Source organism: Streptomyces sp. CC228A (assembly GCF_021390935.1).
Classification (GTDB): Bacteria; Actinomycetota; Actinomycetes; order Streptomycetales; family Streptomycetaceae; genus Streptomyces.
In genome coordinates this window covers 1-25,257 of the sequence record NZ_JAJPUI010000021.1, presented here as the reverse complement: position 1 = coordinate 25,257, position 25,257 = coordinate 1, and the positions used below count along the sequence as shown (strand labels likewise).

At 73.5% G+C, this 25,257-nt stretch carries 20 protein-coding genes, 1 tRNA gene and 5 pseudogenes; 9 read left to right on the top strand and 17 right to left on the bottom strand.

Annotated features, from left to right (window positions below; genetic code table 11):
• Positions 1-43 precede the first annotated feature (43 nt).
• The 8 genes and pseudogenes from L6E17_RS30180 to L6E17_RS30140 form a co-directional block, all read right to left on the bottom strand.
• Positions 44-115 (bottom strand) — tRNA-OTHER (locus L6E17_RS30180).
• Between the two features lie 69 nt (positions 116-184).
• Positions 185-897 (bottom strand): annotated as a pseudogene (locus L6E17_RS30175) (IclR family transcriptional regulator C-terminal domain-containing protein).
• A gap of 278 nt (positions 898-1,175) precedes the next feature.
• Positions 1,176-1,940, bottom strand: coding sequence for an ectoine/hydroxyectoine ABC transporter ATP-binding protein EhuA (gene ehuA / locus L6E17_RS30170; protein ID WP_236240837.1), 765 nt, complete (start codon positions 1,938-1,940; stop codon positions 1,176-1,178).
• A complete protein-coding gene (ehuD, locus tag L6E17_RS30165; RefSeq protein WP_236240836.1) occupies positions 1,930-2,580 on the bottom strand; it encodes an ectoine/hydroxyectoine ABC transporter permease subunit EhuD in 651 nt (216 codons plus the stop codon). Before ehuD ends, ehuA begins: the two co-directional genes overlap by 11 nt.
• On the bottom strand, positions 2,577-3,236 hold the full coding sequence (ehuC, locus tag L6E17_RS30160) for an ectoine/hydroxyectoine ABC transporter permease subunit EhuC (protein WP_236240835.1): 660 nt from the start codon (positions 3,234-3,236) through the stop codon (positions 2,577-2,579). The genes ehuD and ehuC overlap by 4 nt, the downstream gene beginning before the upstream one ends.
• Positions 3,233-4,114 (bottom strand): annotated as a pseudogene (gene ehuB / locus L6E17_RS30155) (ectoine/hydroxyectoine ABC transporter substrate-binding protein EhuB). Before ehuB ends, ehuC begins: the two are co-directional and overlap by 4 nt.
• Positions 4,115-4,489: 375 nt before the next feature.
• Positions 4,490-5,260, bottom strand: a complete 771-nt coding sequence (locus L6E17_RS30145) for a DUF4142 domain-containing protein (protein WP_236242153.1) — start codon at positions 5,258-5,260, stop codon at positions 4,490-4,492.
• A gap of 303 nt (positions 5,261-5,563) precedes the next feature.
• A pseudogene (locus L6E17_RS30140) lies at positions 5,564-6,215 on the bottom strand (peptidyl-tRNA hydrolase).
• Between the two features lie 125 nt (positions 6,216-6,340).
• Here L6E17_RS30140 and L6E17_RS30135 point away from each other — a divergent pair.
• A pseudogene (locus L6E17_RS30135) lies at positions 6,341-7,016 on the top strand (AIM24 family protein).
• Positions 7,017-7,018: 2 nt separating this feature from the next.
• Here the strand turns inward: L6E17_RS30135 and L6E17_RS30130 are convergent.
• The 9 genes and pseudogenes from L6E17_RS30130 to zapE all read right to left on the bottom strand — a co-directional run bounded on the left by L6E17_RS30130 (position 7,019) and on the right by zapE (position 18,796).
• Positions 7,019-7,192 carry a hypothetical protein gene (locus tag L6E17_RS30130; protein WP_236242150.1) on the bottom strand — a complete coding sequence of 58 codons (174 nt, stop codon included), beginning with the start codon at positions 7,190-7,192 and terminating at the stop codon, positions 7,019-7,021.
• A gap of 410 nt (positions 7,193-7,602) precedes the next feature.
• Positions 7,603-10,421 (bottom strand): annotated as a pseudogene (locus L6E17_RS30125) (hypothetical protein).
• The gene (locus tag L6E17_RS30120; protein ID WP_236243785.1) at positions 10,418-11,539 is read right to left on the bottom strand and encodes an AAA family ATPase; all 1,122 of its coding nucleotides are present in this window, start codon (positions 11,537-11,539) and stop codon (positions 10,418-10,420) included. The pseudogene L6E17_RS30125 and the gene L6E17_RS30120 overlap by 4 nt, the downstream one beginning before the upstream one ends.
• Before the next feature lie 158 nt (positions 11,540-11,697).
• Positions 11,698-13,491 (bottom strand): VWA domain-containing protein, encoded by a 1,794-nt coding sequence (locus tag L6E17_RS30115; RefSeq protein ID WP_236243784.1) that lies wholly within the window; start codon positions 13,489-13,491, stop codon positions 11,698-11,700.
• Positions 13,488-14,930 carry a hypothetical protein gene (locus L6E17_RS30110; RefSeq protein WP_236243783.1) on the bottom strand — a complete coding sequence of 481 codons (1,443 nt, stop codon included), beginning with the start codon at positions 14,928-14,930 and terminating at the stop codon, positions 13,488-13,490. The genes L6E17_RS30115 and L6E17_RS30110 overlap by 4 nt, the downstream gene beginning before the upstream one ends.
• Complete coding sequence (locus tag L6E17_RS30105) at positions 14,900-15,382, bottom strand: hypothetical protein (protein ID WP_236243788.1); 483 nt, start codon at positions 15,380-15,382, stop codon at positions 14,900-14,902. The genes L6E17_RS30110 and L6E17_RS30105 overlap by 31 nt, the downstream gene beginning before the upstream one ends.
• 212 nt (positions 15,383-15,594) lie before the next feature.
• The gene (locus tag L6E17_RS30100; RefSeq protein ID WP_374109190.1) at positions 15,595-16,512 is read right to left on the bottom strand and encodes a polysaccharide deacetylase family protein; all 918 of its coding nucleotides are present in this window, start codon (positions 16,510-16,512) and stop codon (positions 15,595-15,597) included.
• 666 nt (positions 16,513-17,178) lie between these two features.
• Entirely contained in the window at positions 17,179-17,610 is a 432-nt protein-coding gene (locus L6E17_RS30095) for an OsmC family protein (RefSeq protein WP_236243782.1), read from the bottom strand.
• 88 nt (positions 17,611-17,698) lie between these two features.
• On the bottom strand, positions 17,699-18,796 hold the full coding sequence (zapE, locus tag L6E17_RS30090) for a cell division protein ZapE (protein ID WP_236243781.1): 1,098 nt from the start codon (positions 18,794-18,796) through the stop codon (positions 17,699-17,701).
• A gap of 36 nt (positions 18,797-18,832) precedes the next feature.
• On the opposite strand from zapE, the gene L6E17_RS30085 reads away from it, so the two are divergent.
• From L6E17_RS30085 to L6E17_RS30050, 8 genes are all read left to right on the top strand, one after another.
• Positions 18,833-19,615, top strand: a complete 783-nt coding sequence (locus L6E17_RS30085; RefSeq protein ID WP_236243780.1) for a pyrimidine reductase family protein — start codon at positions 18,833-18,835, stop codon at positions 19,613-19,615.
• A 233-nt stretch (positions 19,616-19,848) separates the two neighbouring features.
• Positions 19,849-20,319 carry an indole-3-glycerol phosphate synthase gene (locus tag L6E17_RS30080; RefSeq protein ID WP_236243779.1) on the top strand — a complete coding sequence of 157 codons (471 nt, stop codon included), beginning with the start codon at positions 19,849-19,851 and terminating at the stop codon, positions 20,317-20,319.
• A 44-nt stretch (positions 20,320-20,363) separates the two neighbouring features.
• Positions 20,364-21,767, top strand: coding sequence for a UDP-N-acetylmuramate--L-alanine ligase (gene murC, locus L6E17_RS30075; protein WP_236243778.1), 1,404 nt, complete (start codon positions 20,364-20,366; stop codon positions 21,765-21,767).
• Positions 21,768-21,777: 10 nt separating this feature from the next.
• Positions 21,778-22,185 carry a peptide-methionine (R)-S-oxide reductase MsrB gene (gene msrB, locus L6E17_RS30070; protein ID WP_236243777.1) on the top strand — a complete coding sequence of 136 codons (408 nt, stop codon included), beginning with the start codon at positions 21,778-21,780 and terminating at the stop codon, positions 22,183-22,185.
• A gap of 466 nt (positions 22,186-22,651) precedes the next feature.
• Positions 22,652-23,134, top strand: coding sequence for a DedA family protein (locus tag L6E17_RS30065; protein WP_236243776.1), 483 nt, complete (start codon positions 22,652-22,654; stop codon positions 23,132-23,134).
• 453 nt (positions 23,135-23,587) lie between these two features.
• Positions 23,588-24,088: a hypothetical protein gene (locus tag L6E17_RS30060; RefSeq protein WP_236243775.1), complete on the top strand. Its 501-nt coding sequence runs from the start codon at positions 23,588-23,590 to the stop codon at positions 24,086-24,088.
• Between the two features lie 417 nt (positions 24,089-24,505).
• Positions 24,506-24,829, top strand: a complete 324-nt coding sequence (locus tag L6E17_RS30055; protein ID WP_236243774.1) for a multidrug efflux SMR transporter — start codon at positions 24,506-24,508, stop codon at positions 24,827-24,829.
• The coding region (locus L6E17_RS30050; protein ID WP_236243773.1) for a TetR/AcrR family transcriptional regulator at positions 24,826-25,257 on the top strand (432 nt) is incomplete at its 3' end. The genes L6E17_RS30055 and L6E17_RS30050, both read left to right, overlap by 4 nt.

Sequence of the window (25,257 nt, the reverse complement as noted above, 5' to 3'; positions counted from 1 at the left end):
CACGAAGAAGCCCCCCGCTTCCGCGAGGGGCTTCTTCCGTCTGTGCGCCGCCAGGGACTCAGACCCGGACCCGCTGATTAGAGTCAGCTGCTCTAACCAACTGAGCTAGCGGCGCCTGCTGACGGGTTAATACTACCCCGGTCCCGAGGGGTGCTCCCGACCGCGTTCAAGCGCGTGGCGGGACTCACAGGGCCAGCGACAGCACCACCGGCGCCGCCTTGCGGTTCAGCGTGTCGGCCGCCGCGCGCAGGCGGTGGGCGTGCTCGATCGGGAGGGACAGCGCCGGGCAGCCCACGGACGACCCGGCCGTCAGCGCACCGCGCGCAGACCGTGCCGACCGCGTACTCCTGGAGGTCGAGCACCGGCACGGTGGGCGGCTGGCTGTCCAGCTTGGAGAACAGCACCCGCTCGCTCGTGATCGTCCGGGAGGTCAGCCGGGCGATCTTGTGACGGGACAGGTGGTCCCGGCGGCCGTTCTGGTCGAGCTGGGTGAGCAGGGCACTTGCCGACCGCGCTGGCGTGGGCCGCCGAGCGGAAGTCCACCCACTCGTTGACCTTCGGCGTGTGCGGCCGTCGGCCATCTGCGTGATCTTGACCTCGCCGTCGATGTACCGGCTGATGTAGACGGCGGCGCCCACCGTGTCCCGCAGCTCGGTCAGCGTCTCCTGGAGCTTCGCTTCCAGCGCCTCGCGGCGGGTCGAGCCGGAGCCGAGGAGGACCAGGAGTCCCCGACCACGTACGCGCCGGCGGCGATCTCCTCGACGTACCCCTCCTGCCGCAGCATGAGGAGCAGCGGGGCGAGGTGGGGACGGGGAGTCCGGCCTCCGGGCGATCTGGCGTCCGACACCCCGCCGCCGTGCCGGGCGACTGTCTCCAGCACGCGCAGGGCGGTTGCACCGAGTGAACGGCGCGGTAAGCTTCCGGGCTTCAGCGCCACGGTTTCCCCTACCAGGTTGTGACCGCATGCTTCCTCCCGATAACCGCCAAGGGCCGTTTTCGGGCGCCCCGTTGACAAGAACGCCGGGGCGCCCCGGCCGTATACGCTGGGGCGCTCCCTTGTGGCATGTGCTGCTGGCATATCGAGGTGCGGTCGGGGCCGATGCGGCGGCCGGTCGGCGGCCCCGTCGGCCGAAACCGGGACGGGGCCGGATCCGAGCGGTGGACGGCGGTCCGGCTCAGAGCACGGCGCCGAGGAACTCGCGGGTCCGGGCGTGCTCGGGCGCGGAGAAGATCTGCTCCGGCGGACCTGCCTCGATCACCCGCCCGGAGTCGAACATCAGCACCTGGTCCGAGATGTCCCGCGCGAAGTTCATCTCGTGCGTGACGCAGAGCATCGTGATGTCCGTGGTCCGCGCGATGTCCCGCAGCAGGTCCAGCACCCCCGCCACCAGTTCCGGGTCGAGCGCCGACGTCACCTCGTCCAGCAGCAGCACCTTCGGCCGCATGGCCAGGGCCCGGGCGATCGCCACCCGCTGCTGCTGCCCGCCGGACAGCTGCGCCGGCCGGGCGCCCGCCTTGTCGGCGAGCCCGACCATCTCCAGCAGGCCGCGGGCGCGCTCCTCCGCCTCGTCGCGGCCCATCCCGAGCACCCGCACCGGCGCCTCGGTGATGTTGCGCAGCACGGACATGTTCGGGAACAGGTTGAACTGCTGGAAGACCATCCCGATCTGCTTGCGCAGCTCGCGCCGCTGCCGCTCGTCGGCGGGGAACAGCCGCTCGCCGCCGACCTCGATCGTGCCCCGGTCGGGCCGCTCCAGCGTCATCAGCATCCGCAGGATGGTCGTCTTGCCGGAGCCGGACGGCCCGATCAGGGTGACGTGCTGACCCGGGGAGACCGAGAACGACAGGTCGTCGAGGACGGTGTGCTCACCGAAGCTCTTCCCGACGCCCTCGAAGCGGACGAGTTCGGTGGACGGTCCGGTGGACGGTTCAGTGGACAAGGCGGCGCTCCAGGGCTCGGACGAGAAGGGAAGCCGGGTAGGCGATGAGGATGAAGGCGACACCGACGACGGTGAGCGGCTCGGTGTACTGGAAGGTCACGGCGCTCTGCAGCCGCGCCTGCTGGAGCATCTCCAGCACGCCGATCGCCATGAGGATCGGCGTGTCCTTCAGCATGGCGATGACGTAGTTGCCGAGCGCGGGGGCGACCCGCCGCAGCGCCTGCGGCAGGATCACCGCGGTCCAGGTGCGGTGCGCGGGCAGGCTCAGCGCCGTCGCCGCCTCCCACTGGCCCGCCGGCACGGCGTCGATGCCGGCCCGGTAGACCTGCGCGGTGTACGTCGAGTAGTGCAGCCCGATCGCGAACGTGCCGGTGACCAGCGCGGAGAACTGCACGCCCCACTCCGGCAGCACGAAGAACAGGAAGAAGAGCTGCACGAGCAGCGGCGTCGTGCGGATGAACTCGGTGAACACGTGCACCGGCCACCGCACCCACCGGCTGGGCGCGCGGAACGCGGCCGCCCACACCAGGCCCAGCGAGAACGCCAGCAGCGACCCCAGCACGAGGACCTGGAGCGTCACCAGCAGCCCGTCCGCGAAGCGCGGAAGGAAGTCCCAGACAGCAGACCAGTCCCAGTTCACTTGGCGGCCACCCCCAGATTCGCCTTGGTCCGTCGTTCGAGGGCCTTCATCGACTGCGTGATGCCGAAGGCGATGACGGCGTAGATCACCAGCACGACCGTGTAGATCTGCGCGCTCTCCTGCGTCGCCAGCCGGACCAGGTACGCCGCGAACGACACGTCACCCACGCCCAGCAGCGACACCAGGGCCGTGCCCTTCAGCAGCTCCACCAGCAGGTTGCAGAAGGACGGCAGCATCTCCGGCACCGCCTGCGGCAGCAGCACGAGCCGCATCCGCTGCCAGGGCGTGAAGCTCAGCGCCACGGCCGCCTCCCGCTGCGCCGGCGCCACCGCGTTCAGCGCCCCGCGCACGATCTCGGCGCCGTACGCGCCGTACGACAGGCCCAGCGCGAGCACCGCCGCCCACATCGGCACCAGCTGCCAGCCCAGCAGCGGAGGCACCACGAAGAACAGCCAGAACATCAGCACCAGAGCCGACACGCCACGGAACACCTCCGTGTACGCCGCCGCCAGGAAGCGCACCGCGCGGGAGCGGTGCGTCCTGGCCGTGCCCACGGTGAACGCCACGGCGGCGCCCAGGGCCGCGCTGAACACCAGCAGCTGCAGGGTGGTCCAGATGCCGGGCAGGACCCAGTTCTCCCAGAGTCCGGAGGTCATCGGCACAGCTCCTCGGCGGTCAGCGTGGTCATCTCGGACTCCGTGAAGCCGAACCGCCGCAGGATCCGGAAGAGCTCGCCGCTCCGCTTCATCTTGTGTATCTCGGCGTTGAAGGCGTCCCGCAGGTCGCCGTCGGTGAGGCGGAAGGCGAAGCCGCCGCCGTCGATCTGCTCCTTGCCGTCGACGACGGCCGCGAACGCCTCGGTGGCCTCGGCCCTGCTGCTCTTCTTCACCACCTCGCGGGCGGTGAGCGCGGTCCCGGCGAACACGTCGACGCGGCCGGACTCGACGGCGTTCAGTCCGGCCACCTGGTCCTGGAGAATGACGATGTCCTTCTCGGGGTACCCGGCCGCCACGGCGTAGCCGATCTGCGCGTAGCCGGTGCCGGTGGCGAGCCGGGCCCTCTTCCGCACAGCGTCGTCGTAGGAGCGCAGGCCGAGGGGATTGCCCTTGCGGACGATGAAGGAGTCGAGCATCTGGTACTCGGGGTCCGAGAACAGCACCTGCGCGCAGCGTTCCTTCTTGATGTACATCCCGGCGGACACCACGTCGAACTGCTGCGCGTTGAGGCCGGGTATGAGGGAGCCGAAGCCCGTGGCGACCGGCTGGACCCGGTCGATGCCGAGCCGCGAAGACCACCTTGGCGAGTTCGGGCGCCTCCCGGTGAAGGCCCCTTGTTCGTCGATGTACCCACGGCACCTCGGCGATGCCCAGCCGCACGGTGCGCTGCGGCTGCAGCCGGGCGAGCGCGTCCCGGACGGCACGCGGGCGCACCCCGTGCCGCCGAGCGCGAACCCCGACGCGCCGAGCGCGGCGCCGCCGACCAGTAGCGAGCGCCGTCTTATGGATCCTGCTTCCCTGGAGTCTGTGAGGGCCATGGGCGCGGCGCTACCCCGAAGCGGCGAGGGCTATGCGTGCGGGTTTCCCGCCGGACGCGCCCGGCGACCGCGCCGAAGGACCAGGAGGCTGACCATGACCACCGTCGGACTGCTCCGCCCGGAAGGCCACGCGGAGGACGACTACCGCCGTATCGAGACGCTGCTGGACAGCGACATCCGCGTGGCCTCGGTGGCGTACCCAGGGGGGCCGGACGGGATCCGGAGCGACTCGCCGCCGGGCGGCGGGGCTGCGGCTCGCGGGCGCCGAAGCGGTGGTATGGGCGTCCACCGGGGCGTCGTTCGTACGGGGCTGGGAGGCGGCGCACGAGCAGGCCCGCGCACTGGCCCTGGCGGCCGGGGTGCGGCCTCAGCGGCTCACGGCCGGTTGGTGTTGACCGCGGTCGGCGGTCCCGGCTGCGTCGACGGGAGCGACGTGGCCTCCTCGGCGATACCGCTCGGCACCGCGGGCGTCGGCGCGGGCGGCAGGTTCCCGTTCGGCGGGGGCGGACCGACGGGGCTGGCCGTGGCGCGGCCCGCCGCCTCGTTCGCGATCGCGTCGTAGTCCACCATCCCGGTGCCCTCCAGCATGGTGATGTGGTCGAGCACCGTCTGGTTGGCGTCGCTGGCGAGCTGCCGGATCAGGGTGTTGCGCGTCGTGTGCCGCACCTCGGCGATCAGGCCGAACACCTTCCCGTGCGCGTTGCGCAGGATGTTCGCGAACTTCCGCTCGTACTCCTCGCCCTGCGCCGCCGACAGCTCCCGCAGCCAGCCCTGCTGCTGTTCCGTCGGCTGGTTCGGGAGCTGCACGCCCAGCTTCGCCGCCACGTCCCTGGCCCGCTGGTCCAGGTCCGCGTGGCCCACCACCAGGTGGTCTCCCGCGTCCTTGATCGCCTGTGTCGGGGCCCGCTCCATCGCCTGCTGCCCGGCGGGCAGCTCCCACAGCCCGGCCAGCCGCACCTTCACCAGGAAGTCCCGGTCGGTCGCGGACAGCGGTCCCCACTGGGTGGGCACCGTCGACGCCGCCAGATTCGCTTCGCCGGTGCCCGACCGGTCGGCGTACGACCAGACCGGAAAGGCCAGTGCCCCGACGGTGGCCACCAGGGCCGCGATGATGAGTGCCGTCCCGTTGATGCGCCGTAGCTGCAAGATGCCTCCCGAACCGAACCCGTCTTCCGCGCATGGCGGTACCGGGGAGTACGTACGCCGCCGCGGAAGCGTTCACCCAGTGGGGGAGGGGCCGGTCGGCGCGAGAGCATACGGCTGGTGCGGACGCGTTCGGTGGGAGCGGCAGCCTTCAGCCGCCGCGGACGCGTTCGGACGACGCGGCGCGTTCAGCCGGAGAGTGAGCCTTCAGCCGATGCGGACGCGTTCGGCCGGCGCGCGGGAGTGTCCGGTCGGTGCGGCAGCGTTCAGCCGGCGCGCGGGAGTGTCCGGTCGGTGCGGCAGCGTTCAGCCGGTGGGCACGGGGAAGTCCGCGACGACCGTGCGCAGCCCCGGGGCGACCTCCGTGAAGCCCGCGTCGCGCACCACCGGCCGGCCGCTCGCCACCAGCGCCGGCCAGTCGGCCGGCGGCGCGGTCCGCACCGCCAGCGGGAAGCCCGCCTCCTGCCAGGACGTGCGCACGAGCTTCGTCCATGGCCGACCACAGGAGCTGCGCCCCGTGCCCGACCTGGGCCATCTCCTTGCCCGTCGACATCTCCAGCCCCGGGTTGAGCCACAGCACAGCCCGCCCGGGGACGGGCTCCGGCGCCCCGCCGGGCGGCCCTGCCGGGTCCTCCAGTTCCGTGCCGGACACCTGCAACTTCGCCAGCTCCTTCGGCCAGCCGTCCAGCGGGACCGGCGGGAAGACCCGTACCTCCGCGGTCCCCCCGGTCACCGTGATGCCCGGCAGCCGCTCGGCCCGCCGCCACTCCGCTCCGCGGGCGCGCCGGACGACCTTGCGGATCCGGGCGTCCTGCCAGTCGCGTACCGCCCGCGCCCATGCGCCGTCGCCGACGGACCGCTCGTCGGTGAGCAGCACGAGCACGGCACGGGCCGCCGTCTCCAGTGCGTCGGTGCGGTGCGGCGGATCGGTCTTCTCGACCCGCGCCACGAGGGGCAGGACGAACTGCGGCGCGGCGTCGCGCGCGCCGGGGGGGGCGGAGGTCGGTGGCGTCGCTGGTCACCCGGCCAGTCTGCCAAACGGCCTCCTTGGCATATCGGGCGGTTCGGGGCACCATGCCCTGCATGAAGAGCGATCTTTTCGCGTCGGAGCACCTGGCGCAGCAGGCGACCGCCCCGGGGATGGCCCTCCAGAACTCCAAGTGCGTGAAGTACGCGGTGAACGGCGAGATGCACGCGCGCCAGGGTTCGATGATCGCCTTCCGCGGCAACCTCCAGTTCGAACGCAAGGGCCAGGGCATAGGAGGGGTGCTGAAGCGGGCGGTCACCGGTGAGGGGCTGCCGCTGATGGCGGTGCGGGGGCAGGGCGAGGCGTGGTTCGCGCACGAGGCGCAGAACTGCTTCATCGTCGAGCTGGAGGCGGGCGACGCGCTCACTGTCAACGGCCGCAACGTCCTGTGCTTCGACCCGTCCCTCTCCTACGAGATCAGGACCGTCAAGGGCGCCGGCATGGTGGGCGGCGGCCTCTTCAACAGCGTGTTCACCGGCACCGGCAAACTCGCCCTGGTCTGCGACGGCTCACCGATCGTCATCCCCGTCGGCCCGGCACCAGCCGGTCTACGTGGACACGGACGCGGTGGTCGGCTGGAGCGCCCACCTGTCCACGTCGCTGCACCGCTCGCAGTCCTTCGGCTCGATGATCCGCGGCGGCTCCGGCGAGGCGGTCCAGCTGATGCTGGAGGGAGAGGGGTTCGTCGTCGTGCGCCCGAGCGAGCACACGCCGCAGCCCGGGCAGGGCTGACGTCAGCCGCCGTCCTCCGCCGCCTCCGCGGACGGCACCGTCTCGGCGGTGACGGCCCGCCGGACGTCCGCGGAGCCCGATGGGTGTGCCACTTCGGTGGAGCCGGGCTCGGATGCCTCGCCGGCGGAGCACCGGCGCCGGTACGCCTCGGCGGCGGAGCCCGGAGCCCGGAGCACGGGGAGTGGAGTACGGAGCCCGGGGGCACGGAGCCCGAAGCCCGGGGAGCGGAGTACGGAGTCCGGGGCACGGAGTCCGGGGCACGGAGTCCGGGGCACGGAGCACCGAGCCCGGAGTACGGGGCCCGGGGCACCGAGCCGGAGCCTGGAGCCCAGGGGCCGGTACGGCCCGCGGCGGAGCCAGGCCGGTTCGGCTCCCACCGGGTTGCCGGGGTGGCAGGCCCAGCGTCCGCCGATGCGGATGCGGACGGGCTCGTCATGAGCGGCGCTCATGGGCGACGAGGGCGGTGCCCCCGCCCCGCGCCGCCCCCGGCGGTCCCGGGTCCGCCCCCGGGTGACCCGCCCCGCAGGTCTTCCGTGGCGGCCGAGCGACGGCTGCGTGGCGGCTCACTGGGCGGTTCACGTGTCGGTCACCTGGCGGCCAGCAGCGCCTCCAGGGCCGTGGCCGTCTCCGGGTGGCGGCCGAGGAACTCCGCACCGGGCGGCACCGGATCCGTCGTGCTCCACGTGCCGTCGCAGCCCAGCAGGTCCGCTACCGCGTCGCACGCCGCGGGATGCGCCGCCAGCAGCGCGGCCCGGCGGCCGCGGTCCGTGCGCGCAGGCCCCGCGGCCCCCGCTCGGGCTCGTCCTCCTGCCACGGCGGCACCCAGGCATCCAGCGCCGCAAGCCGGCCGGGGAAGATCCGCCCCGCCTCCCGCACCACCAGCAGCCGCGCCGACTCGGCGCCGTCCGCACGCAGCGCGGTGATCAGTGTCGGCAGCCACGGCAGCAGCACCGGGTCCGGCAGCCGGGCGAACGCGTTCGACACCGCCTCCACCACGAAGTCGGCCAGCCCCGGCACCGGCTCCAGCGCCTGCACGAACCCGCTCAGGTAGCGCGGATAGACGGGCAGCAGCAGGGGGTTGCCCAGCAGTTCGTCGCACCGCGACCGCAGCTCCGCGCGTGACAGCCGGCCGAGGTGCACCTGCGCCGCCCACAGCAGCGCCCGCTTCGCCGGCTCCTGCGGACGGGACTGGGCGACCGCCAGCTCCAGCTGCGTCCGGTCGCAGCCCAGCGACAGCGCGAGCCCCTCCATGCCGAAGAGGAAGCCGAGGGTCGCCGCGACCTGGCCTTCCGTCGCCTGCTCGTCGGCGAACGCCGTCGGCAGGAGCGTGCAGTAGTGCGCGTAACCCGTCTTGGCGAACGCCTCGATCCACTGCGGCAGCACCGGCTCACTGGTCCGGTAGTACGCCAGCAGCCGCCGCACCCGGCGCAGCACCTCCGGTGCGCCGTCCACGCTCCGCTCCGTCGCCAGCACCTCCAGCGCCCGGCCGCCCAGCTCGTCGGCGAGCCGCCGACTGCGCAGGTACAGCGTGGCGTCCTCCACCGCCTGGAGGACCCGGGCCGTGGTCGCCTGCGGGTCGTACGCCGCACGGCGCAGCCGTTGCTCCAGGACCTGTTCGATGCTGACGCCCTCGTAGCCGAGCTCGATCAGGGCCCGCTGGTGGGTGCCGAGCGCCAGGTCCCACGACTCCTGGATGGGCCGCTCGCCCAGGGTCCGCTCACCCATGATCGGCCGGGCCGCCCCGTGCGGCAGCAGATGGCGCAGTATCCACAGCACGTCGGAGCACTGCTCCAGCTCCGGCCTGCCGGCGATGTCCAGCAGGGCCCGCTGCACCCCGCGCTGCCGGAGTCTCAAGTTCAGCGGGGCCAGCCGGTCGTGCACGTCCCGGGCCAGGGGCGGCAGCGCGGCGTAGCTGACCTGGCCGACCCGGTCCCCGCCCATCATGATCTCGACCAGCCGGCGCACGTCGCGCCGGCCCGGCACGCTGTCCTTCTCGATGCAGGTGACCGCCGCGTCCTGGAAGTCGTACGGCGTGGGCCTGGCCCGGTCCCGCATCCCGGCCAGCAGGATCGACGTCTCGAACACCGCGATGGCGTCCGCGGTCGACGCCAGGTAGCCGTTGCGTCGGGCCGCCCGCACGATGTCCACCGACCAGCCGAGCAGCTCCGCCTCGTCCAGGTGGTCCAGGACGGGCGGCCGCCGCAGGAAGCCGGACAGGCGGTCGGGGTGCGGAGACCGCGCGGAAACCGCGCCGGCGCGCCCCGGGTGCGGGGCCGGCGTCTTCTGCGGCTTCGCCTTCCCCGCGCCTGCCTGCCCCTTCAGCCGGAACGGTCGAACGCCCGTGCGTTTGAGGTTCTTCGTCCACTCCGTCGCCGCGATCGACACGGACCCGGGTGCGAGGCCGAACTGCGCCTCGATCGCCGCGTGGCTGGACGGGATGAGGCCGTGCTGCCACACGGTGGCCGTGCGGGGGCTGATCCGGAACCCGCCGGAGCCGTGCACGCCGAACTCCTCCACGCGGCTCGCCGCGTGGAACGCCCCGCACACGTACAGGCCGTCCGAGGGGTCGGTGCCGGTGGCGGCGAGGTGCTCGCGGATCCTGGTCCACATGTGGCGTTCGCGGTCCTCGTCGACCCGCAGCCGGTGCGGGTCCCCGGGCGCGAGGCGCCGGAACAGGCTGCCGATCAGCAGCATGACCTGGCGGTACGTGTCGTGGTCGCTGTCGCCCAGCGGCAGTTCCACGTACTGGTGCCACCACTCCGACCAGTGGCGCACCCGCCCGTGGCGCAGCAGGTGCTCCTCCAGCTCCGCGAAGCGGGGCCTCAGGTCGCCGATCTCGACGCCGACCGCGTCGCCGTGCAGCGCGGCCTCCTCCACGGCGGGGGGCACGTCCGGATCGGCCGCCCCGGCGGGCCGCGGCCGGCGGGCGTCCCACTGGAACACGTGGTCCGAGGACCGGTCCACCAGGACCAGTTCGACGCCCGGCGTGTCCAGGGCATAGGCGATGGCCTGGTACTCGGCCGACGCCTCGGTGATCGGTGCGACCACCGAAAGCGGCGCCCACGCGGGCGGGAAGCCGTCGATGTCGCCGGCGAACGCCTGCACGGCCACCGGCAGTCGGCAGCTGCGCAGTTCGGTCAGCAGCGGCGCCATGTCCTCGCACAGCTCCAGGTAGACCACCTTGGGCTGCTTCTCCCGCAGCCGCCGCGCCATCGCGACGGCCGAGGCGGGCGAGTGGTGGCAGACCGGGAAGACCTCCAGGGGCTCCCGCACCGCGCGGTCCACGTCGTCGACGATGCCGAGGAGGATGCCCTGCAACGCGTCGGGCCCGTCGGCGAAGGCCGCCGCCGCCTCCTGCAACTGGGAGCGCAGCGCCTCGAAGGACCCTTCGTGGGTGCCGCTCATGACAGGGTGGCGATCGCGTCGCGGCCGCCCTCCAGGAACTCCGGCCAGGAGCCGCCCTCCTCCTTGCTGCGCGGTTCGACGACGCCGTGCAGGTACTTGTTGAGGATGGCGAGGTCCTCCGGTTCGCGGCGGGTCAGCGAGCCGACCAGGGAGGAGGCGAGGGTGCGGGCCGTCAGTGCGTGCTCGCCGAAGAAGTTGCTGTGCAGGATCGCGTCCTCCAGCACGCCGATCTGCTCGGCCGTGGACAGGGCGGACTCCAGCTTCTCGTTGTCGCTGCCTGCCGTGGCGGCCGAGGCCCGCAGGTCGGCGAAGCTCTGCAGCAGCACGTCGAGCAGGGTCGGCGGCACGTCGAGCTCGATGTGGTGGCGGCGCAGCAGCTCCTCCGTGCGGAAGCGGACGATCTCCGCCTCGCTCTTCCTGTTCGTCACCACCGGGATGCGGACGAAGTTGAAGCGGCGCTTGAGGGCCGACGACAGGTCGTTGACGCCGCGGTCGCGGCTGTTGGCCGTGGCGATGACGGAGAAGCCCGGCTTGGCGAAGACGATGTTGTCGCTGCCGTCGCTGTCCAGTTCGGGCACGGAGATGTACTTCTCCGACAGGATCGAGATCAGCGCGTCCTGCACGTCGCTGGTGGAGCGGGTGAGCTCCTCGAAGCGGCCGATCGCGCCGCTCTCCATCGCCGTCATGATCGGTGACGGGATCATCGACTCGCGGGACTGGCCCTTGGCGATCACCATCGACACGTTCCACGAGTACTTGATGTGGTCCTCCGTGGTGCCGGCCGTGCCCTGCACCACCAGGGTGGAGTTCCGGCAGATCGCCGCGGAGAGCAGCTCGGCCAGCCAGCTCTTGCCGGTGCCCGGGTCCCCGATCAGCAGCAGACCGCGGTCGGAGGCCAGGGTCACGATGGACCGCTCGACGAAGCTGCGGTCACCGAACCACTTCTGCGGGACCTCCCGCTCCAGGCCGTCGGAGCGCTCGGAACCCAGGATGAACAGCCGGACCATCTTCGGGGACAGCCGCCACGAGAACGGCTTGGGGCTGTCGTCGATGGACTCCAGCCAGTCCAGCTCCTCGGCGTACTTGATCTCGGCGGGGGCGCGCAGCAGGTCGGACATGACAGCCTTTCAGTAGCGCCGTCGATGACGGCGAGTCGTCGACGGAGGTCGGTGGGTGGTGCGGTGAGGACGGCGAGGGGTGCGGTGAGACGGGGAGGCGGGGAGGCGGACAGGGACGCTGCAGAGGGCGGATCCGATGAGCAGTGGCGAGGAGGGCGTCAGGTGAGGAACGTCTTGAGCTCGTGCACGAGCTTGCGGATGTGCCCCGAGAGCACCGGCGCGCCCAGGTCCTTCAAGCGGTCCCGGAACCACGGGTTCACGCTGCCGCGGCCGGAGCTCGTGACCGAGCCGACCGGGATGAACCTGACCCCGGAGCGGTGCAGGCCGGCCATGCTCTTGAAGAGCTCCACGCAGCGCCACTCGTAGAAGTCGGAGATCCACACGACGACGGTGTTGCGGGGTTCCGCGATCTTCGGCTCGGCCAGTGCCATGGCGGCCGTGCCGTCCGTACCGCCGCCGAGGTTGGTGCGCAGCAGCGTCTCGAAGGGGTCGTGCACCCACGGGGTCAGGTCCACCGCCCGTGTGTCGTAGGCGATGAGGTGTACGTCGACCTTGGGCAGCCCCGCGAAGACGGACGCGAGGATGGTGCAGTTCACCATGGAGTCGACCATCGAACCCGACTGGTCCACGACCACGATCAGCCGCTGCGGCGTCGTCTTGCGGACGGTGTGCCGGTAGTGGAGGCGGTCGACGTACAGCCGCTCCTCCTCCGGGCTCCAGTTCGTCAGGTTCTTCCAGATCGTGCGGTTCAGGTCCAGGTTGCGGAAGACCCGCTTGGGCGGCACCGAGCGGTCCAGCTCGCCCACCGTGGCCTTCTCCACCTGGGTGCGCAGCACCTCGGCGACCTCGTCCACGAACCGGCGGATCAGCGCCTTGGCGTTGGCCAGGGCGACCCCGGACAGGTTGTCCTTGTCGCGCAGCAGCTGCTCGATCAGCGACATGCTCGGAGTGAGCCGGGCGGCCAGCCCGGAGTCGGCCAGCACCTCGCGCAGGTGCATCCGCTTGACCAGGTCGGCCTCGATGGCGCCGATCTGCGGTACGAGGCGGCTCAGGTCCGGTGCCGCGCCGCGGCCGCCGGTGCCGTACGGTGCCACGCCCGCACCCGCGCCGCCGACCGGACCACCGGGGCGCCCGCCGCGCAGCTCCCCGGGGCGGCAGCCGAGCCCGCGCTCCAGCCATCCGGCGTCGGACTGCCAGCGCGCCAGCTGCCCGGCGGTGACGGTGCCCGGCGCGGAAGCGAACACGTTGAGCAGCAGCTTGGACGCCAGAGCCGCGCGCCTCACCTCCGCCGCCCGGTCGCGCACGCCGTCGGGGCCCGGCTCGGGCACCATCAGGCCGTCGAACTCGGCGGCCAGCTCCGGGTGGCGCTGCACGATCGAGTCGACGGAGGCCTGCGGGTCCAGCAGCGCCGGCGGCAGGCCGAGGTCCTCGACGACGGCGAGGCTCGCGGACTCCAGCGCGGCCTGCTCCTCGGGGTCGAAAAGCCGGGCGAGCAGCCGCCAGTAGAGTGCCTGGCGCCGGTTCTCCTCCGGACCGCCCGCGCGCTCGTCGCCGCCCCCCGCACCCTCTCCGGCGCCTCCGGCGGCGTCGGCCCCTGCGGCCCCTGCGGCCCCTGCGGCGTCTGCGGCGTCTGTGGCGTCTGCGGTGTCTGCGGTGTCCGTGACCTCCGCGGTGGTTCCGGTCTCCGCGGTCGATGCGGCCTCGGTGGCTGCGGTCCCTGCGGCGCCTGCGGCCTCCGCGGTGGTTGCGGTCCCTGCGGTTGCTCCGGCTTCGGCGGGGGTTGCGGTCCCTGCGGCCTCGGGGGTGGCTGCGGTCCCTGTGGTGGTTCCGGTCCCTGTGGTGTGCGCGGCCTCGGCAGTCGGCGTGGTCCCTGCGGTCGCTCCGGCGTCCAGGGTGGTTCCGGCTTCTGCGGTGGCTGCGATGCCTGTGCTGTCCGTGGTCTGTCCGGTCATTTCCGCAGCAGCCTTCCGGCTCGCTCGCGCAGCACCGCCAGCGCGTCCGTGGCGGCCTTCTCGGCCTTGGCACCGGCCTTGTCGGCGGTGCCTCCGGCCCACGCGCCGGCATGGATCGCGACGGTCTTCTTCCGCACGGTCGCCTCGACGGCGAGCGGTTGCAGACGGAACGCCCCCGCGTCCCAGCGGAGCAGACCGATGCACGCCTGGGACCGTGCGACCGCGTCGGCGGTGAGCGGTCCGGCGGCCGGCACCCGGTCGGTGTCCACAGCGAGGCGCTGCCCGGCCAGGACGAAGGCGGGCGCGCCGCCGTCGGGGGCGTCCTCGTCGCCCGCCGCGGTCTCGTAGGCGTAGCCCTCCAGGAACACCGGTACGGCGAGGTGCGCCGGGTGCCGGTCCAAGGGGGCCGCTGCGGTGGCGGCCGCCCCGGACAGCGCCACGCGGGCCGTGGCGAAGGGGTCGGCCGGCTCGCCCGGGCGGGCGTGCTCGTCGGACCAGAGCAGGTCGCCCTCGGCGGTGACCGGCATGTCGGCGAGGTCCATCGAGCGGCCCTCGCTGACGGCCGCCAGCAGCGACATGTGCGGGCGCAGCAGCTGCCACAGCCCGGCACTGACGACCGTGTCCGGCTTCGGCACGGACACCCCGGCCCGGACCAGGCGGGACGCGCCGCCGTCCGCCGGCTCGAACACGGCGTGCACCTGGGCCTGCACGGCCGTCGCGTGCTCCTGCACGTCGACGCCGAGGGGCAGCAGGCGGCCGGTGGCCGTGCCGGTCGCCGGGGCGCCGCCCGCGCACTGCACCGTGAGCAGCACGCCTCGGGCCCACAGGTCGGCCCAGCGGCGCGCCGGGACGCGGTCCATCGCCGCACCCGGGCACGAGGCGGCGAGCTCGGCGGCGAACCCGTCCAAGAGCACCGACAGCCGGCGCAGGGCGGGGTCGGGGAGCATCGCGGAGACGACCGGCGCCGCCCCGGAGACCACGTCGTGGTCGATGCCACGCCACCCGGAGCGGGCCAGGTCGCACAGCCAGGCGCGGGCGGCGAGCAGCAGGTTCGCCGGCTGCCCGGATGCGGCGGGTGGGACTTCCTCTGTACAGCGGGCACGGCCGGTCGCCTTGTCCGCTTGGGCGGCCAGCGCGTCGTGCACGGAGCCCATCAGGGCCGTGCGGGCGGCGGCGAGAGCGACGAAGTGGTCCTCTCCGGCGGTGCCGGCCGCGGCCTGCCCCGCCGCCTCGGCGACCCGCCCGGCGAGCGGTGTCCCGGAGACGGCGTCGGCGAGCCCCGCCAGGGCCGCGGCCTGGGCGGGCCGGGGGCGGAGCAGGCCCCCGACGAGGGCCTCGTCGAAGGCGTCGACGACCCCGAGGGCCTCGTCGAGCCCTTCGACGGGCTCGGTGAGCAGGTCCGGTCGCATCAGGCCACCGCCCCGGTCGGCGGGAACCACTGCATCTCCGGCAGCGGCGCCGTGCCGGGCGCGAGCTCCAGGTAGGCGAGGTGGCGCAGGAACCGGCTGAACACGGTGGCTGCCGCCTTGCCGCCGTCCGGCTGAGGGCAGGCTGCGGTCATCTCGGCGGTGAGGGACTGGGCCGTCGGCTCGCCCTGCCCGCTCCCCGCACCGCCGTCGACCCGCAGGTAGCGGGCGACGCGCTGAGCGCCGTACTGGAGCACCGCCTCGGTGACCAGGGCCCGGATGTGGTTGCAGAAGCCTCCGCGGGCGCCGCCGCACGGCCGGTTGTTGTTGGTGCTGCACGCGAACGCGTACGTGCCCGCGGCCACCGACGAGACGTACACGCGGCCGACGTCCGAGCCGCTGGACACCACACCCTGCAGCCTTCCCTCGGCCAGCTCCACGAACGGCACCTTGGCCAGCTTGCGCGGTCGCGCGGGCCGGACCACCCGGGCCGCGCTCGACCGCTCCCACTCCGCATCCGAATACGACAAGGCACACCTCTTCTGGGCAGGCAGCAGCAAGGGAGTTCTCCGCCGGACCGGCGGGACACTGCTGAACATACGTGCGGGCACTGACAGTCCCCGCTGACCTGCACAGATGAGGCTCGGGCGGCGGCGCGCGCGGCGTCCGCCGGCCCGTGCAGGCGGCCGACGCAGCGTCAGCCCCCCATGAGTTCCGACACCTTGACGAAGCGGTAGCCGCGGGCCCGCAGCTCAGGAACGATTCTGCGGACCGCCTGCTCGGTGACGGGGGCAGCGCTGAGGGTGCAGTGCATGACCACGACGGAGCCGGGCCGCACCCCGGCGAGCACCTGCTCCGCCACCGCGTCCGGATCCTTCGCGAACGCGTCACCGCTGACGACGTCCCACTGCACCGCCGTCACCCGCGCGGGCGCGACGGCCCGCAGGGCCGCGTCGTCGTAGCAGCCTCCGGGGAAGCGGAAGTACGGCACGACGTTGCGGGCGCCCGCCGCGCGGAAGGCGTCGAAGGCGCGGCGCACGTCGGCCGCCATGTCCGCGCGGGGGAGGGCCGGGAGGCCGTAGCAGGGCGATGTGAAGGCGTGGTGGCTGTAGGAGTGGTTGGCGAGCTCGAAGCGCGGATCGTTGCCGATGGACCGGGCCTGGTCCGGGTACTCCTCGGCCCAGCGGCCCGTCATGAACACGGTGGCATCCACCTTGAGGCGGCGCAGCGTCGCCACGAGCTCGGGGTGGTCGAACCGCTCCCCGCGGGCGGCCCGGGGGCCCTGGTCGGCGGTCATGTCGGCGTCGAAGGTGAGGGCGACGACCTTCTCCCGCACCCCTTCGGGGGCGCGTGCGAACACGGGCGTGAGGCCGCCCGGACCGGGTGCCATCGTCGGTACGGGGCGGCGGGAGCCGGGAGATGGGGAGGGAGAGGCGGAGGCGGGCGGAGCGGCGGAGGCGGTCGAGGAGGGCGACGGGCCCGCCGCGCCGGAGTGGAGGGCCCCGCCCGGGGCTTTCCCGGCCTCGCCGGCGCAGCCGGCCAGCACGACACCGAGAACGGAGAGCGCGATCAGACGTCGTACGAAAAGTGTCACTATCGGAAAGTATCCGATCATCTGCCGGACTCGGCCGAGCCGAGTCCGCGGCTCCCCCGGTCAGCCGCCCGGACCCCGCACCCGCCCGGAAGTGCGCCCCTGCCCTGCGGGAAGGCGCCACCCGCGCGGAAGCGCGCCCCTGCTCTGCGGGCAAGGAGCCACCCGCGCGGCAAGAGCACGCCGCATGCGCCCGGATGGGCGCGGCGCCCACGCCCCCGAAGCCGCCCGCGCGCCCGGAACAGCCCACGCACACGGAAGTGCGCGCCTGGCTCGCGGGCAGCGGCGCCCCACGTGCAGGGGGCGCACCGGAGTCACGGCAGCGGCGCCCCGCGCAACCGGAACAGCCCGCACGCGCGCGCGGAAGCGCGCCCCAGACTCCCGGGCAGCGGCGCCCCCGCGTGCAGGGGAGCGCGCCCCAGGGCCACGGCAGCGGCGTCCCGCGCGCGCCCGGAACAGCCCGCACGCACGTGCGGAAGTGCGCCCCAGACTTCCGGGCAGCGGCGCCCCGCGTGCCGGGAAGTGCGCGCCGCACGCGCCCGGTATGGGCGTCGTGCACATGCCCCGAAGGCGCCCGCGGGCGGCGCGGATCGGTGTGCGCCGCACACGCGCGGAAGGGCGCCCCGCGCGAGGCGGTGCGCCCTTCCGTACCGGGTCGCGAAGCGCGGGCCCGGAGGTGGCCGGCTTCGCTCAGGACGTCACGAGGGACGCCGTCAGCGTGATTTCCGTGCCCGCCAGCGCCTTGCTCACCGGGCAGTTCGCCTTGGCCTCCTCGGCGGTCTTGAGGAACGTGCCCTCGTCGATGCCGGGGACCTCGCCCTCGACCGTCAGGTGCACGGTCGTGATGCCGGTGCCCGGGACGAAGGTCACCTCCGCCTTGGCGGTGAGCCGGGTCGGCGGTGTGCCGCCCTTGGCCAGCGCGCCGGAGAACGCCATGCAGTAGCAGCTGGAGTGCGCCGCCGCGATCAGCTCCTCGGGGCTGGTCCTGCCGGTCGCCTCTTCGGACCGGGCGGGCCACGAGACCTCGTACGAGCCGAGGCCCGAGTAGTCGAGGGAGACGGTGCCCTTGCCCTCGGTCAGGTTGCCTTCCCACACGGTGTGGGCGTGACGCTTGGTCGCCATGCCGGATCCCTTCGGATGGAGTACGCCCGGGCGCGTACGCGCACGCACGCCCCCGCGCAACCTCACAACGGGGTTGCGGCACCCCAACCTACTGGGTGATCAGGCCCTTCGAGTCCCGGGCGAGGGCGGTGAGCCGCGAGATGGCGCGGAAGTACTTCTTCCGGTAGCCGCCGTTCAGCATGTCCTCGCTGAAGAGCCGGTCGAAGGGCAGTCCGGAGGCCACCACGGGGACCTCCCGGTCGTACAGCCGGTCCGCGAGGACCACGAGCCGCAGGGCCGTGGACTGGTCCGGGACGGCCCGCACGTCGGTGAGGCACACCGCGCGCACGTCGTCGGTCAGGGCCCCGTACCGGCTCGGGTGGACGCGGGACAGGTGCTCCAGCAGGCTCGGGAAGTCGTCGAGCGAGGCTCCGGGCGTCCTGCGCGCGGCCTCGGCCACCTGCGCGTCGGAGTACGGGGCCGGGGCCTCCGGAAGCCCGCGGTGCCGGTAGTCCTCGCCGTCGATGCGCAGCGTCCGGAAGTGGGAGGAGAGGCCCTGGATTTCCCGCAGGAAGTCCGCGGCGGCGAACCGGCCCTCGCCGAGCTTGCCCGGCAGGGTGTTGGAGGTGGCGGCGAGCGCCACCCCGGCCTCGACGAGCTTGCCGAGCAGGGAGGAGACCAGCACCGTGTCGCCCGGGTCGTCCAGTTCGAATTCGTCGATGCACAGCAGCCGGTGCCCGCTCAGGGTCTGCACGGTCTGCTGGAACCCGAGCGCCCCCACCAGGTTGGTCAGCTCCACGAACGTGCCGAACGCCTTCAGGGACGGCGCCGCGGGCGTGGCGTGCCACAGCGAGGCGAGCAGGTGCGTCTTGCCGACGCCGTAGCCGCCGTCCAGGTACACCCCGCGCGGTCCGGCGGGCACCGCGGTCCTCGGCTTGCGGGCGAACCAGCGGCGCAGACCGGTCCCCGTGGCGGCCCCCGCACCGCTCGCGTGCGCCCCGCCCAGCCCGTCGGCGAAGGAGGCGAGGGTCTTCACCGCGTCGGACTGGCTGGGCTGGTTCGGGTCGGGTATGTACGTGTCGAAGCGCACTCCGTCGAAGCGCGGCGGCGGCACCATCTCGGCCACCAGGCGGTCGGCGGGGACGTGCGGCTCGCGGGCGCAGAGGGACAGCGGGTCCGCTTCGGTGGTCAGGGCACTGGTCGACACGCTCCCCACTGTAAGCGCCGTGCCACACTGCACGGCATGCGACGCCTGTTCCCTGTGACCGACCCGACACCGCCCGTTCCCGGGGGCGCCGAGCGGCCGGACGGCCGCGAGTGGACCCTCGACGAGCTGGCCGACGCCTACGCGTATCCGGCGGACGGCACCTGGCTGCGGGGGAACATGGTGTCCACCCTGGACGGGGCGGCCCAGCACGAAGGCCGCTCCGAGCCCATCTCCTCCGCGGCGGACATGCGGATCTTCGGCACCCTGCGGGCCCTCTCCGACGTGATCGTGGTGGGCGCGGAGACGGTGCGCCAGGAGCAGTACCGCCCGGCACGCGCGCGTGCCGCCTTCGCCGAGCGGCGCAGGGCGGCCGGGCAGGGGCCGGCGCCGGTGATCGCGGTCGTGAGCGCGTCGCTGGACCTGGACTTCTCCCTCCCGCTCTTCACGGAGCCGCTCGTGCCGACGCTGGTCCTGACGGGCGCGGCGGCCCCGCCCGGCCGGGTGCAGGCCGCGGAGCGGGCCGGCGCGGAGGTCGTCGTGGCCGGCGACGGCCCCGGGGTGGAGCCCGGGCGCGCGGTGCGCGCGCTGGCCGGGCGGGGACTCACCCGCCAGCTCACCGAGGGCGGGCCCCGGCTGCTGGGCCAGTTCGCGGCGGCGGGCGTGCTGGACGAGCTGTGCCTGACGGTGGCGCCGCTCATGACGGCGGGCGACGCGCAGCGGATCGCGGGCGGGCCGTCGCTCGCGGTGCCGTCGCGGTTCGGGCTGGCGTCGGTCCTGGAGGAGGACGGCTTCCTCTTCACCCGCTACCGCCGCATCTGAGGCGCCGCTGCATCCACGATGCGGCTGGGAGCCGAAACCCCCTGCGGGCCGCAAGGGCGCGGCCCGGTGCGCCCCACCGGTAGGAAGCGGACATATCTCCGTATGGAGGACTGGTGAACCAGTCGGGCAATCGGGCGGAATTTTCCGTTCCGCTTAGCGTCCGGCGGGCACACTTAACTTCGCAGACCCCGTGCGGGCACGGGGAAGGATGGTTTCCGCAGAAGGGCCCCGAAGTGTTCACAAGCGTTCTGATGATCGAGAAACCGCTGTCATCCGTGGACGTGGAATTCGTCACGACCCTGCACGGTGACGAGGGCGTCTCCTTCATCGTGCTCATGCAGCCCCGCGGCGACCAGGCCGACGCACTGCTGCGCGCCATCGACGACATCGCGCTCGGCGAGCTGAAGGACGCCGCCAAGGAGGGGGAGGAACTCTCCGCCAAGGACGCGCGCCGCCCCGTCGAGCTCGCCCTGGAGCACTCCGTGCGGGCCCTGCGGGCCGCGGGCTGCGAAGCCGTCGGGCAGGTCGTCGAGGACCACCCCCTCGACAAGATGAAGGCCGTCGTGGAGGAGGCGGAAGCCGACGAGGTCATCGTCCTGACGGAGCCGCACTACGTGGAGGAGTTCTTCCACCGCGACTGGGCCTCCCGCGCCCGCCACAAGGTCGGCGTACCGGTGCTCAAGCTCTTCGCGCACAACGAATAGGCTGGGCCCCCGCACGTACGACACACCCCGGGGAGAGATCACGCATGGCACCGGCCACCCCTGCCGCACTCGAACGGCCGCACTTCATCGGCATCGGCGGCGCCGGCATGTCGGGCATCGCGCGGATCCTCGCCCAGCGCGGGGCCAAGGTCGCGGGCAGCGACGCGCGCGAGTCCGAGACCGTCGCGTCGCTGCGCGCCCTCGGCGCGACCGTCCACATCGGCCACGCCGCGCACCACCTGGCCGACGACGCCAGCAGCGTCGTGGTCTCCAGCGCCATCCGCCCCGACAACCCGGAACTGGCCCGCGCCGCCGAGCTCGGCATCCCCGTGGTGCACCGCTCCGACGCGCTGGCCGCCTGCATGAAGGACCGGCGCGCGATCGCCGTGGCCGGCACCCACGGCAAGACCACCACCACCTCGATGCTGGCCGTCGCACTCACCGAACTCGGCCTCGACCCGTCGTACGCCATCGGCGGCGACCTCGCCGGCCCCGGCACCAACGCCCGCCACGGCGACGGCGAGGTCTTCGTCGCCGAGGCCGACGAGAGCGACCGCAGCTTCCAGAAGTACGACCCCGAGGTCGCCCTCGTCCTCAACGTCGAGCTGGACCACCACGCGAACTACGCCTCCATGGAGGAGATCTACGAGTCCTTCGAGGCGTTCGCCGCGAAGATCCGCCCCGGTGGGACCCTCGTGGTGGGCGAGCACGGAGGCGCCCGCGAACTCGCCGCCCGCGTCCGCGCCCGCGGCACCGCGCACACCCCCGCGATCCTCACCGTCGGCGAGTCCGAGGACTCCGACGTCCGCATCCTCGCCATCACTCCCCAGGGCATGACCAGCGAGGTCACCGTCGCCCTGGACGGCGCCGAGCACACCTTCACGGTCTCCGTCCCCGGCCGGCACTACGCCCACAACGCCGCAGCCGCCCTCGCCGCGGGCGCCCGCACCGGCATCGACCCGGCCGCCCTCGCCCAGGCCCTCACCGCCTACACCGGTGTCGGCCGCCGCCTCCAGCTCAAGGGCGAGGCCGCCGGGGTCCAGGTCATCGACTCGTACGCCCACCACCCCACCGAGATGACCGCCGACCTGGAGGCCATGCGCGCCGCCGCCGGCCCCGGCCGCCGCCTCCTCGTCGTCTTCCAGCCCCACCTCTTCTCCCGCACCCAGGAACTGGGCACCGAGATGGGGCAGGCCCTGGCCCTCGCGGACACGTCGCTGGTCCTCGACATCTACCCGGCCCGCGAGGACCCGGTCCCCGGCGTCACGAGCACCCTCATCACCGACGCGGCGACCGCCGCAGGCGCCGACGTCACGCCGGTCCACGACAAGGACGCGGTCCCGGAGCTGATCGCGGGAATGGCCCGCCCCGGCGATCTCGTTCTCACCATGGGCGCAGGCGACGTCACGGACCTGGGCCCGGAGATCCTGGCCCGCCTGTCGCACTGAGGAGCAGACCATGCCGTACGAGGTCGAGAAGCCCGACGAGCAGTGGCGCGCCGAGCTGACCCCGCAGGAGTACCACGTCCTGCGCGAGGCCGGCACCGAGCCCGCCTTCACCGGCGAGTACACCGACACCAAGACGAAGGGCGTCTACTCCTGCCGCGCCTGCGGCGCCGACCTCTTCACCTCCGGCACCAAGTTCGCCTCCCACTGCGGCTGGCCGTCCTTCTACGACCCGAAGGACACCGACGCCGTCGAACTCGTGGAGGACCGCTCGTACGGCATGGTCCGCACCGAGGTCCGCTGCGCCCGCTGCGGCTCCCACCTGGGGCACGTCTTCGAGGGCGAGGGCTACCCGACCCCGACGGACCAGCGGTACTGCATCAACTCGGTGTCGCTGCGGCTGGTGCCGGACGAGGACTGAGGCCGGCGGGGCCGGACGGCCGAACCTCGGGACGGCCGCCGGCCGCCCCAGGGGCAGGGCCCGGGGCGCGGCTGGTTGCCCGGTGGGCTCCGCAGAAGCGCCAGGACGCACGGAGTCCGGCGGCCGGCTGTCCCGGTGTGGCGGGAACGACGGTGGAGGTGGTGCATCCGTCGCCGGGGCCCGACCATGAAGGACAGCGGAGGGCGATGGCCGGAGCGGGGCGCCGGAGCCCCCGCCGTGCGGTGCCCTGTACCCGCGCATGCGCGTCAGGTTAGGCTGACCTTGCCTGGCTGCAGGTTCGGGTTCCGGCGCCGCAGGTGGCACACCGCAGGACGGAACAGACAGGGGCGGGACGCAGGTGAGAGACGGCTACCGGGCTTGTGCGCGCCGCGCGCCCGCTGGGGCGGGACGCCCATGCGGGTGACGGGAGTCGCGGCTTCCGGCCCCACGCTCGGGACGAGGCGCCGTGGATAAGATCGCGCTCACCGCGGGAGCCCTGTATGTCATCGTCCTGCTCCGCGCCGGAGGGACGTTCGCCGTGGGGTGGCTCGCCGGTGCCGGTGCCCGGCGCAGCAGGTTCGCCGAGCGGATCTCCTCGGCGAAGTTCCAGCGCACCGAGCGGGCGATCCAGCGGTGGGGCGCGCCGGTGGTGGCCGTCTCGTTCCTGACCGTCGGCTTCCAGACCGCCGCCAACTTCCTCGCGGGCAGCATGCGCATGCCGTTGCCGCGCTACCTCCCCGCCCTGTTCGTGGGCGGAGCGGCCTGGGCGCTGATCTACGCGACCGCGGGGCTCGGCGTGCTGGGCGTGCTGGGAAGGCTCTTCGCCGAGCGGCCGGCCCTCGGGGTGTCCGCAGCGGCCGTGCTCGTGGCCGGGGTGTGCGGGGCGGTGGCGTACCGCAGGCGACGGGCGGCCTTGTCCTCCGGTGGCACGGCGGTCGGGGACCGGTGAGCACTGCCGCCGTGGCGGCGTGCTGCGGGGAAGTCCCCTGTCGCCTGCACGCGGCGGCGGAGCGGCGCACCGGGACTGCTCGTCGGGGTCGCGCGTCACAACGGGACGGGCCACGGTCGGTGGAGCCGTAGCGGCAAGGCTCCCGTGCGCGACGCCGCTGCGGCCTCCCGGCGGTGGCCCCTCCAAGGAGGAGGCCGTGCATGGCCGTGTCGGTCCGAAAGCGGTCCCCGCGTGGAGGCCCCTCCGGCGAGGACGCCGTGCATGGCCGTGCCGGCCCGAAAGCCGTCCCCTGCGAACGGCAGATCCGTGGCAGGAGGGTGCGTCGTTCATCTGTCCGGGAGGGACTGCGCCTCCTGTGGCGTGCAGTTCCCGGTGGCGGCGGTACGGGTATGACCATGTCCTGCTGTGCGCATGCCATGCGCGCGGTTTGGGGCTCTGCCGAGGGGGGCGTCGATGCGTGCATCAGTGGCCGGTCTGGGGCTCGGTGAGGTCCGCGGCGACCATGCCGTCGTCAACCCCGCCGCCGGCGTCGTGGCGCAGGTGCTGCGGGGGCTCCTGCTTGTGCTCTGGCTCGCCGTGCTCGTCGCCACGGTCGTCGACCCGTCGTCGGTCGACGGCAACGCCGCGGTCATGACCGGCGTGGTGGCCGCGGTGTACGCCGTGACGTTCGGATGGCGCCGGCTGACTGCCCGGCTCGGGGTGAACCGGTGCTACCTGTGCGAGGGCGGCGTCGCCGTCACCGACCGGTTCGGGCGGGTGCGCGACTCCGTGGCGTGGCGCGAGGTGACCGGCGTGCGGCAGGAGGCGGTGGTCGGTCTCGTCGCGGGCTTCCACCGCGTCGAGGTCCTCCGGGGCCGCCCCGCCCCGCCCCTCTGGCTGGTGGCGCCGGGCGCGAGGTCCCGCCTGGCGCGGGCCCTGGTCGACGAGGGCAGGCGAGCAGGCGTCCTGGAGTGATCACGCGCCGAAGCGGCCCTCATGGCGGGCCGCAGGGGGCGGGCGGGATCCGGGAGGGGGAGGGTGCGTCACGGTGGCTGCGGGTGCGGCGGTTCCTCGTGACGTGACCCGCACGCGCGCATGCGTACGGCAGAAGCAGGCGGCGGCAGGCGGAGGCCGCCGGCGCAAAGCGGCCTGATGCCCTGGTGGCCGCGGAACGCGCCGTCGGCCCTCTTCGGCGGGGGCGCTCCCCATCCCGTACGCCGGAGCGCCGGGCCCCGCTCCCGCCCCCGCCCGTCTTCCGCCCCTCGCCCACTTCGCCTCTCCCGCTCCCGCGCCCTACCGCAGCGACAGTCGGTTCCGTGCGGGCTTGACCGGGGCGGTGTCCGGCGGGAGAATCCTGAACAGATGTTCAAGTTTCTGTGAGGGGTCCCGGGCATGGTGTGGGTGCTGTTGGCGGGGGCGATCACCGCCGAGGTCAGTGCGACGCTCGCGCTGCGCTGGGCGGAGGGGTTCAGCCGGCTCGGACCGTCGCTGCTCGTCGTGGGCGGGTACGCGGTGTCGTTCTTCCTGCTGTCCAAGGTGCTCGCGCGGGGCCTGCCGCTCGGCGTCGCCTACGGCATCTGGTCGGGGGTCGGTGTGACCCTGGTGGCCGTGCTCGGGGCGGCGCTCTTCGGCGACCGGCTGTCGTGGGCGCAGGCCGCGGGGATCGTGCTCGTGGCGGCCGGGGTGTTCGTCCTGGAGACAGGGGGCTCGCATTGACCCCGGAGGTGACGGACGGGCGGCTGCTCAAGGGCGAGCGGCGGCGGCGGGCGCTGCTTGAGGCAGCCCTGCGAGTCGTCGCGCGGGACGGCGTGGCCGGGGTCACGCACCGGTCGGTGGCGAACGAGGCCGGACTGCCGGCCTCCTCCGCGGCCTACTACTTCGGCAGCGTCGACGACCTGCTCACCGCCGCGCTCGTGTGGGCCGCCGACCAGTTCTCCGGCCTGCTGCGGGCGGCGGCCGCCGCACCCGACCCGGTCGCCGCCCTGGCATCCGCCCTGGCCGCGGAACTGGCCGAGGAGCGGCGGCCCTTCGTCGCCGCGGAGTACGAGCTGTACCTCCTCGCCGCCCGGCGACCCGCCCTGCGGCCCGTGGCGCGGCGCTGCGTGGACGACCTGGCGGCGCTCGCCCGGGCGTGCACCGGCGAC

What these genes read in the sequence shown, in the direction of transcription:
- ehuC (WP_236240835.1), bottom strand. Translation starts at nt 3,236, where the DNA reads ATGACCTCCGGACTCTGGGAGAACTGGGTCCTGCCCGGCATCTGGACC.
- L6E17_RS30120 (WP_236243785.1), bottom strand. Translation starts at nt 11,539, where the DNA reads ATGTCCGACCTGCTGCGCGCCCCCGCCGAGATCAAGTACGCCGAGGAG.
- L6E17_RS30115 (WP_236243784.1), bottom strand. Translation starts at nt 13,491, where the DNA reads ATGACCGGACAGACCACGGACAGCACAGGCATCGCAGCCACCGCAGAA.
- L6E17_RS30100 (WP_374109190.1), bottom strand. Translation starts at nt 16,512, where the DNA reads ATGATCGGATACTTTCCGATAGTGACACTTTTCGTACGACGTCTGATC.
- L6E17_RS30095 (WP_236243782.1), bottom strand. Translation starts at nt 17,610, where the DNA reads ATGGCGACCAAGCGTCACGCCCACACCGTGTGGGAAGGCAACCTGACC.
- L6E17_RS30085 (WP_236243780.1), top strand. Translation starts at nt 18,833, where the DNA reads ATGCGACGCCTGTTCCCTGTGACCGACCCGACACCGCCCGTTCCCGGG.
- murC (WP_236243778.1), top strand. Translation starts at nt 20,364, where the DNA reads ATGGCACCGGCCACCCCTGCCGCACTCGAACGGCCGCACTTCATCGGC.
- msrB (WP_236243777.1), top strand. Translation starts at nt 21,778, where the DNA reads ATGCCGTACGAGGTCGAGAAGCCCGACGAGCAGTGGCGCGCCGAGCTG.
- L6E17_RS30060 (WP_236243775.1), top strand. Translation starts at nt 23,588, where the DNA reads ATGCGTGCATCAGTGGCCGGTCTGGGGCTCGGTGAGGTCCGCGGCGAC.
- L6E17_RS30055 (WP_236243774.1), top strand. Translation starts at nt 24,506, where the DNA reads ATGGTGTGGGTGCTGTTGGCGGGGGCGATCACCGCCGAGGTCAGTGCG.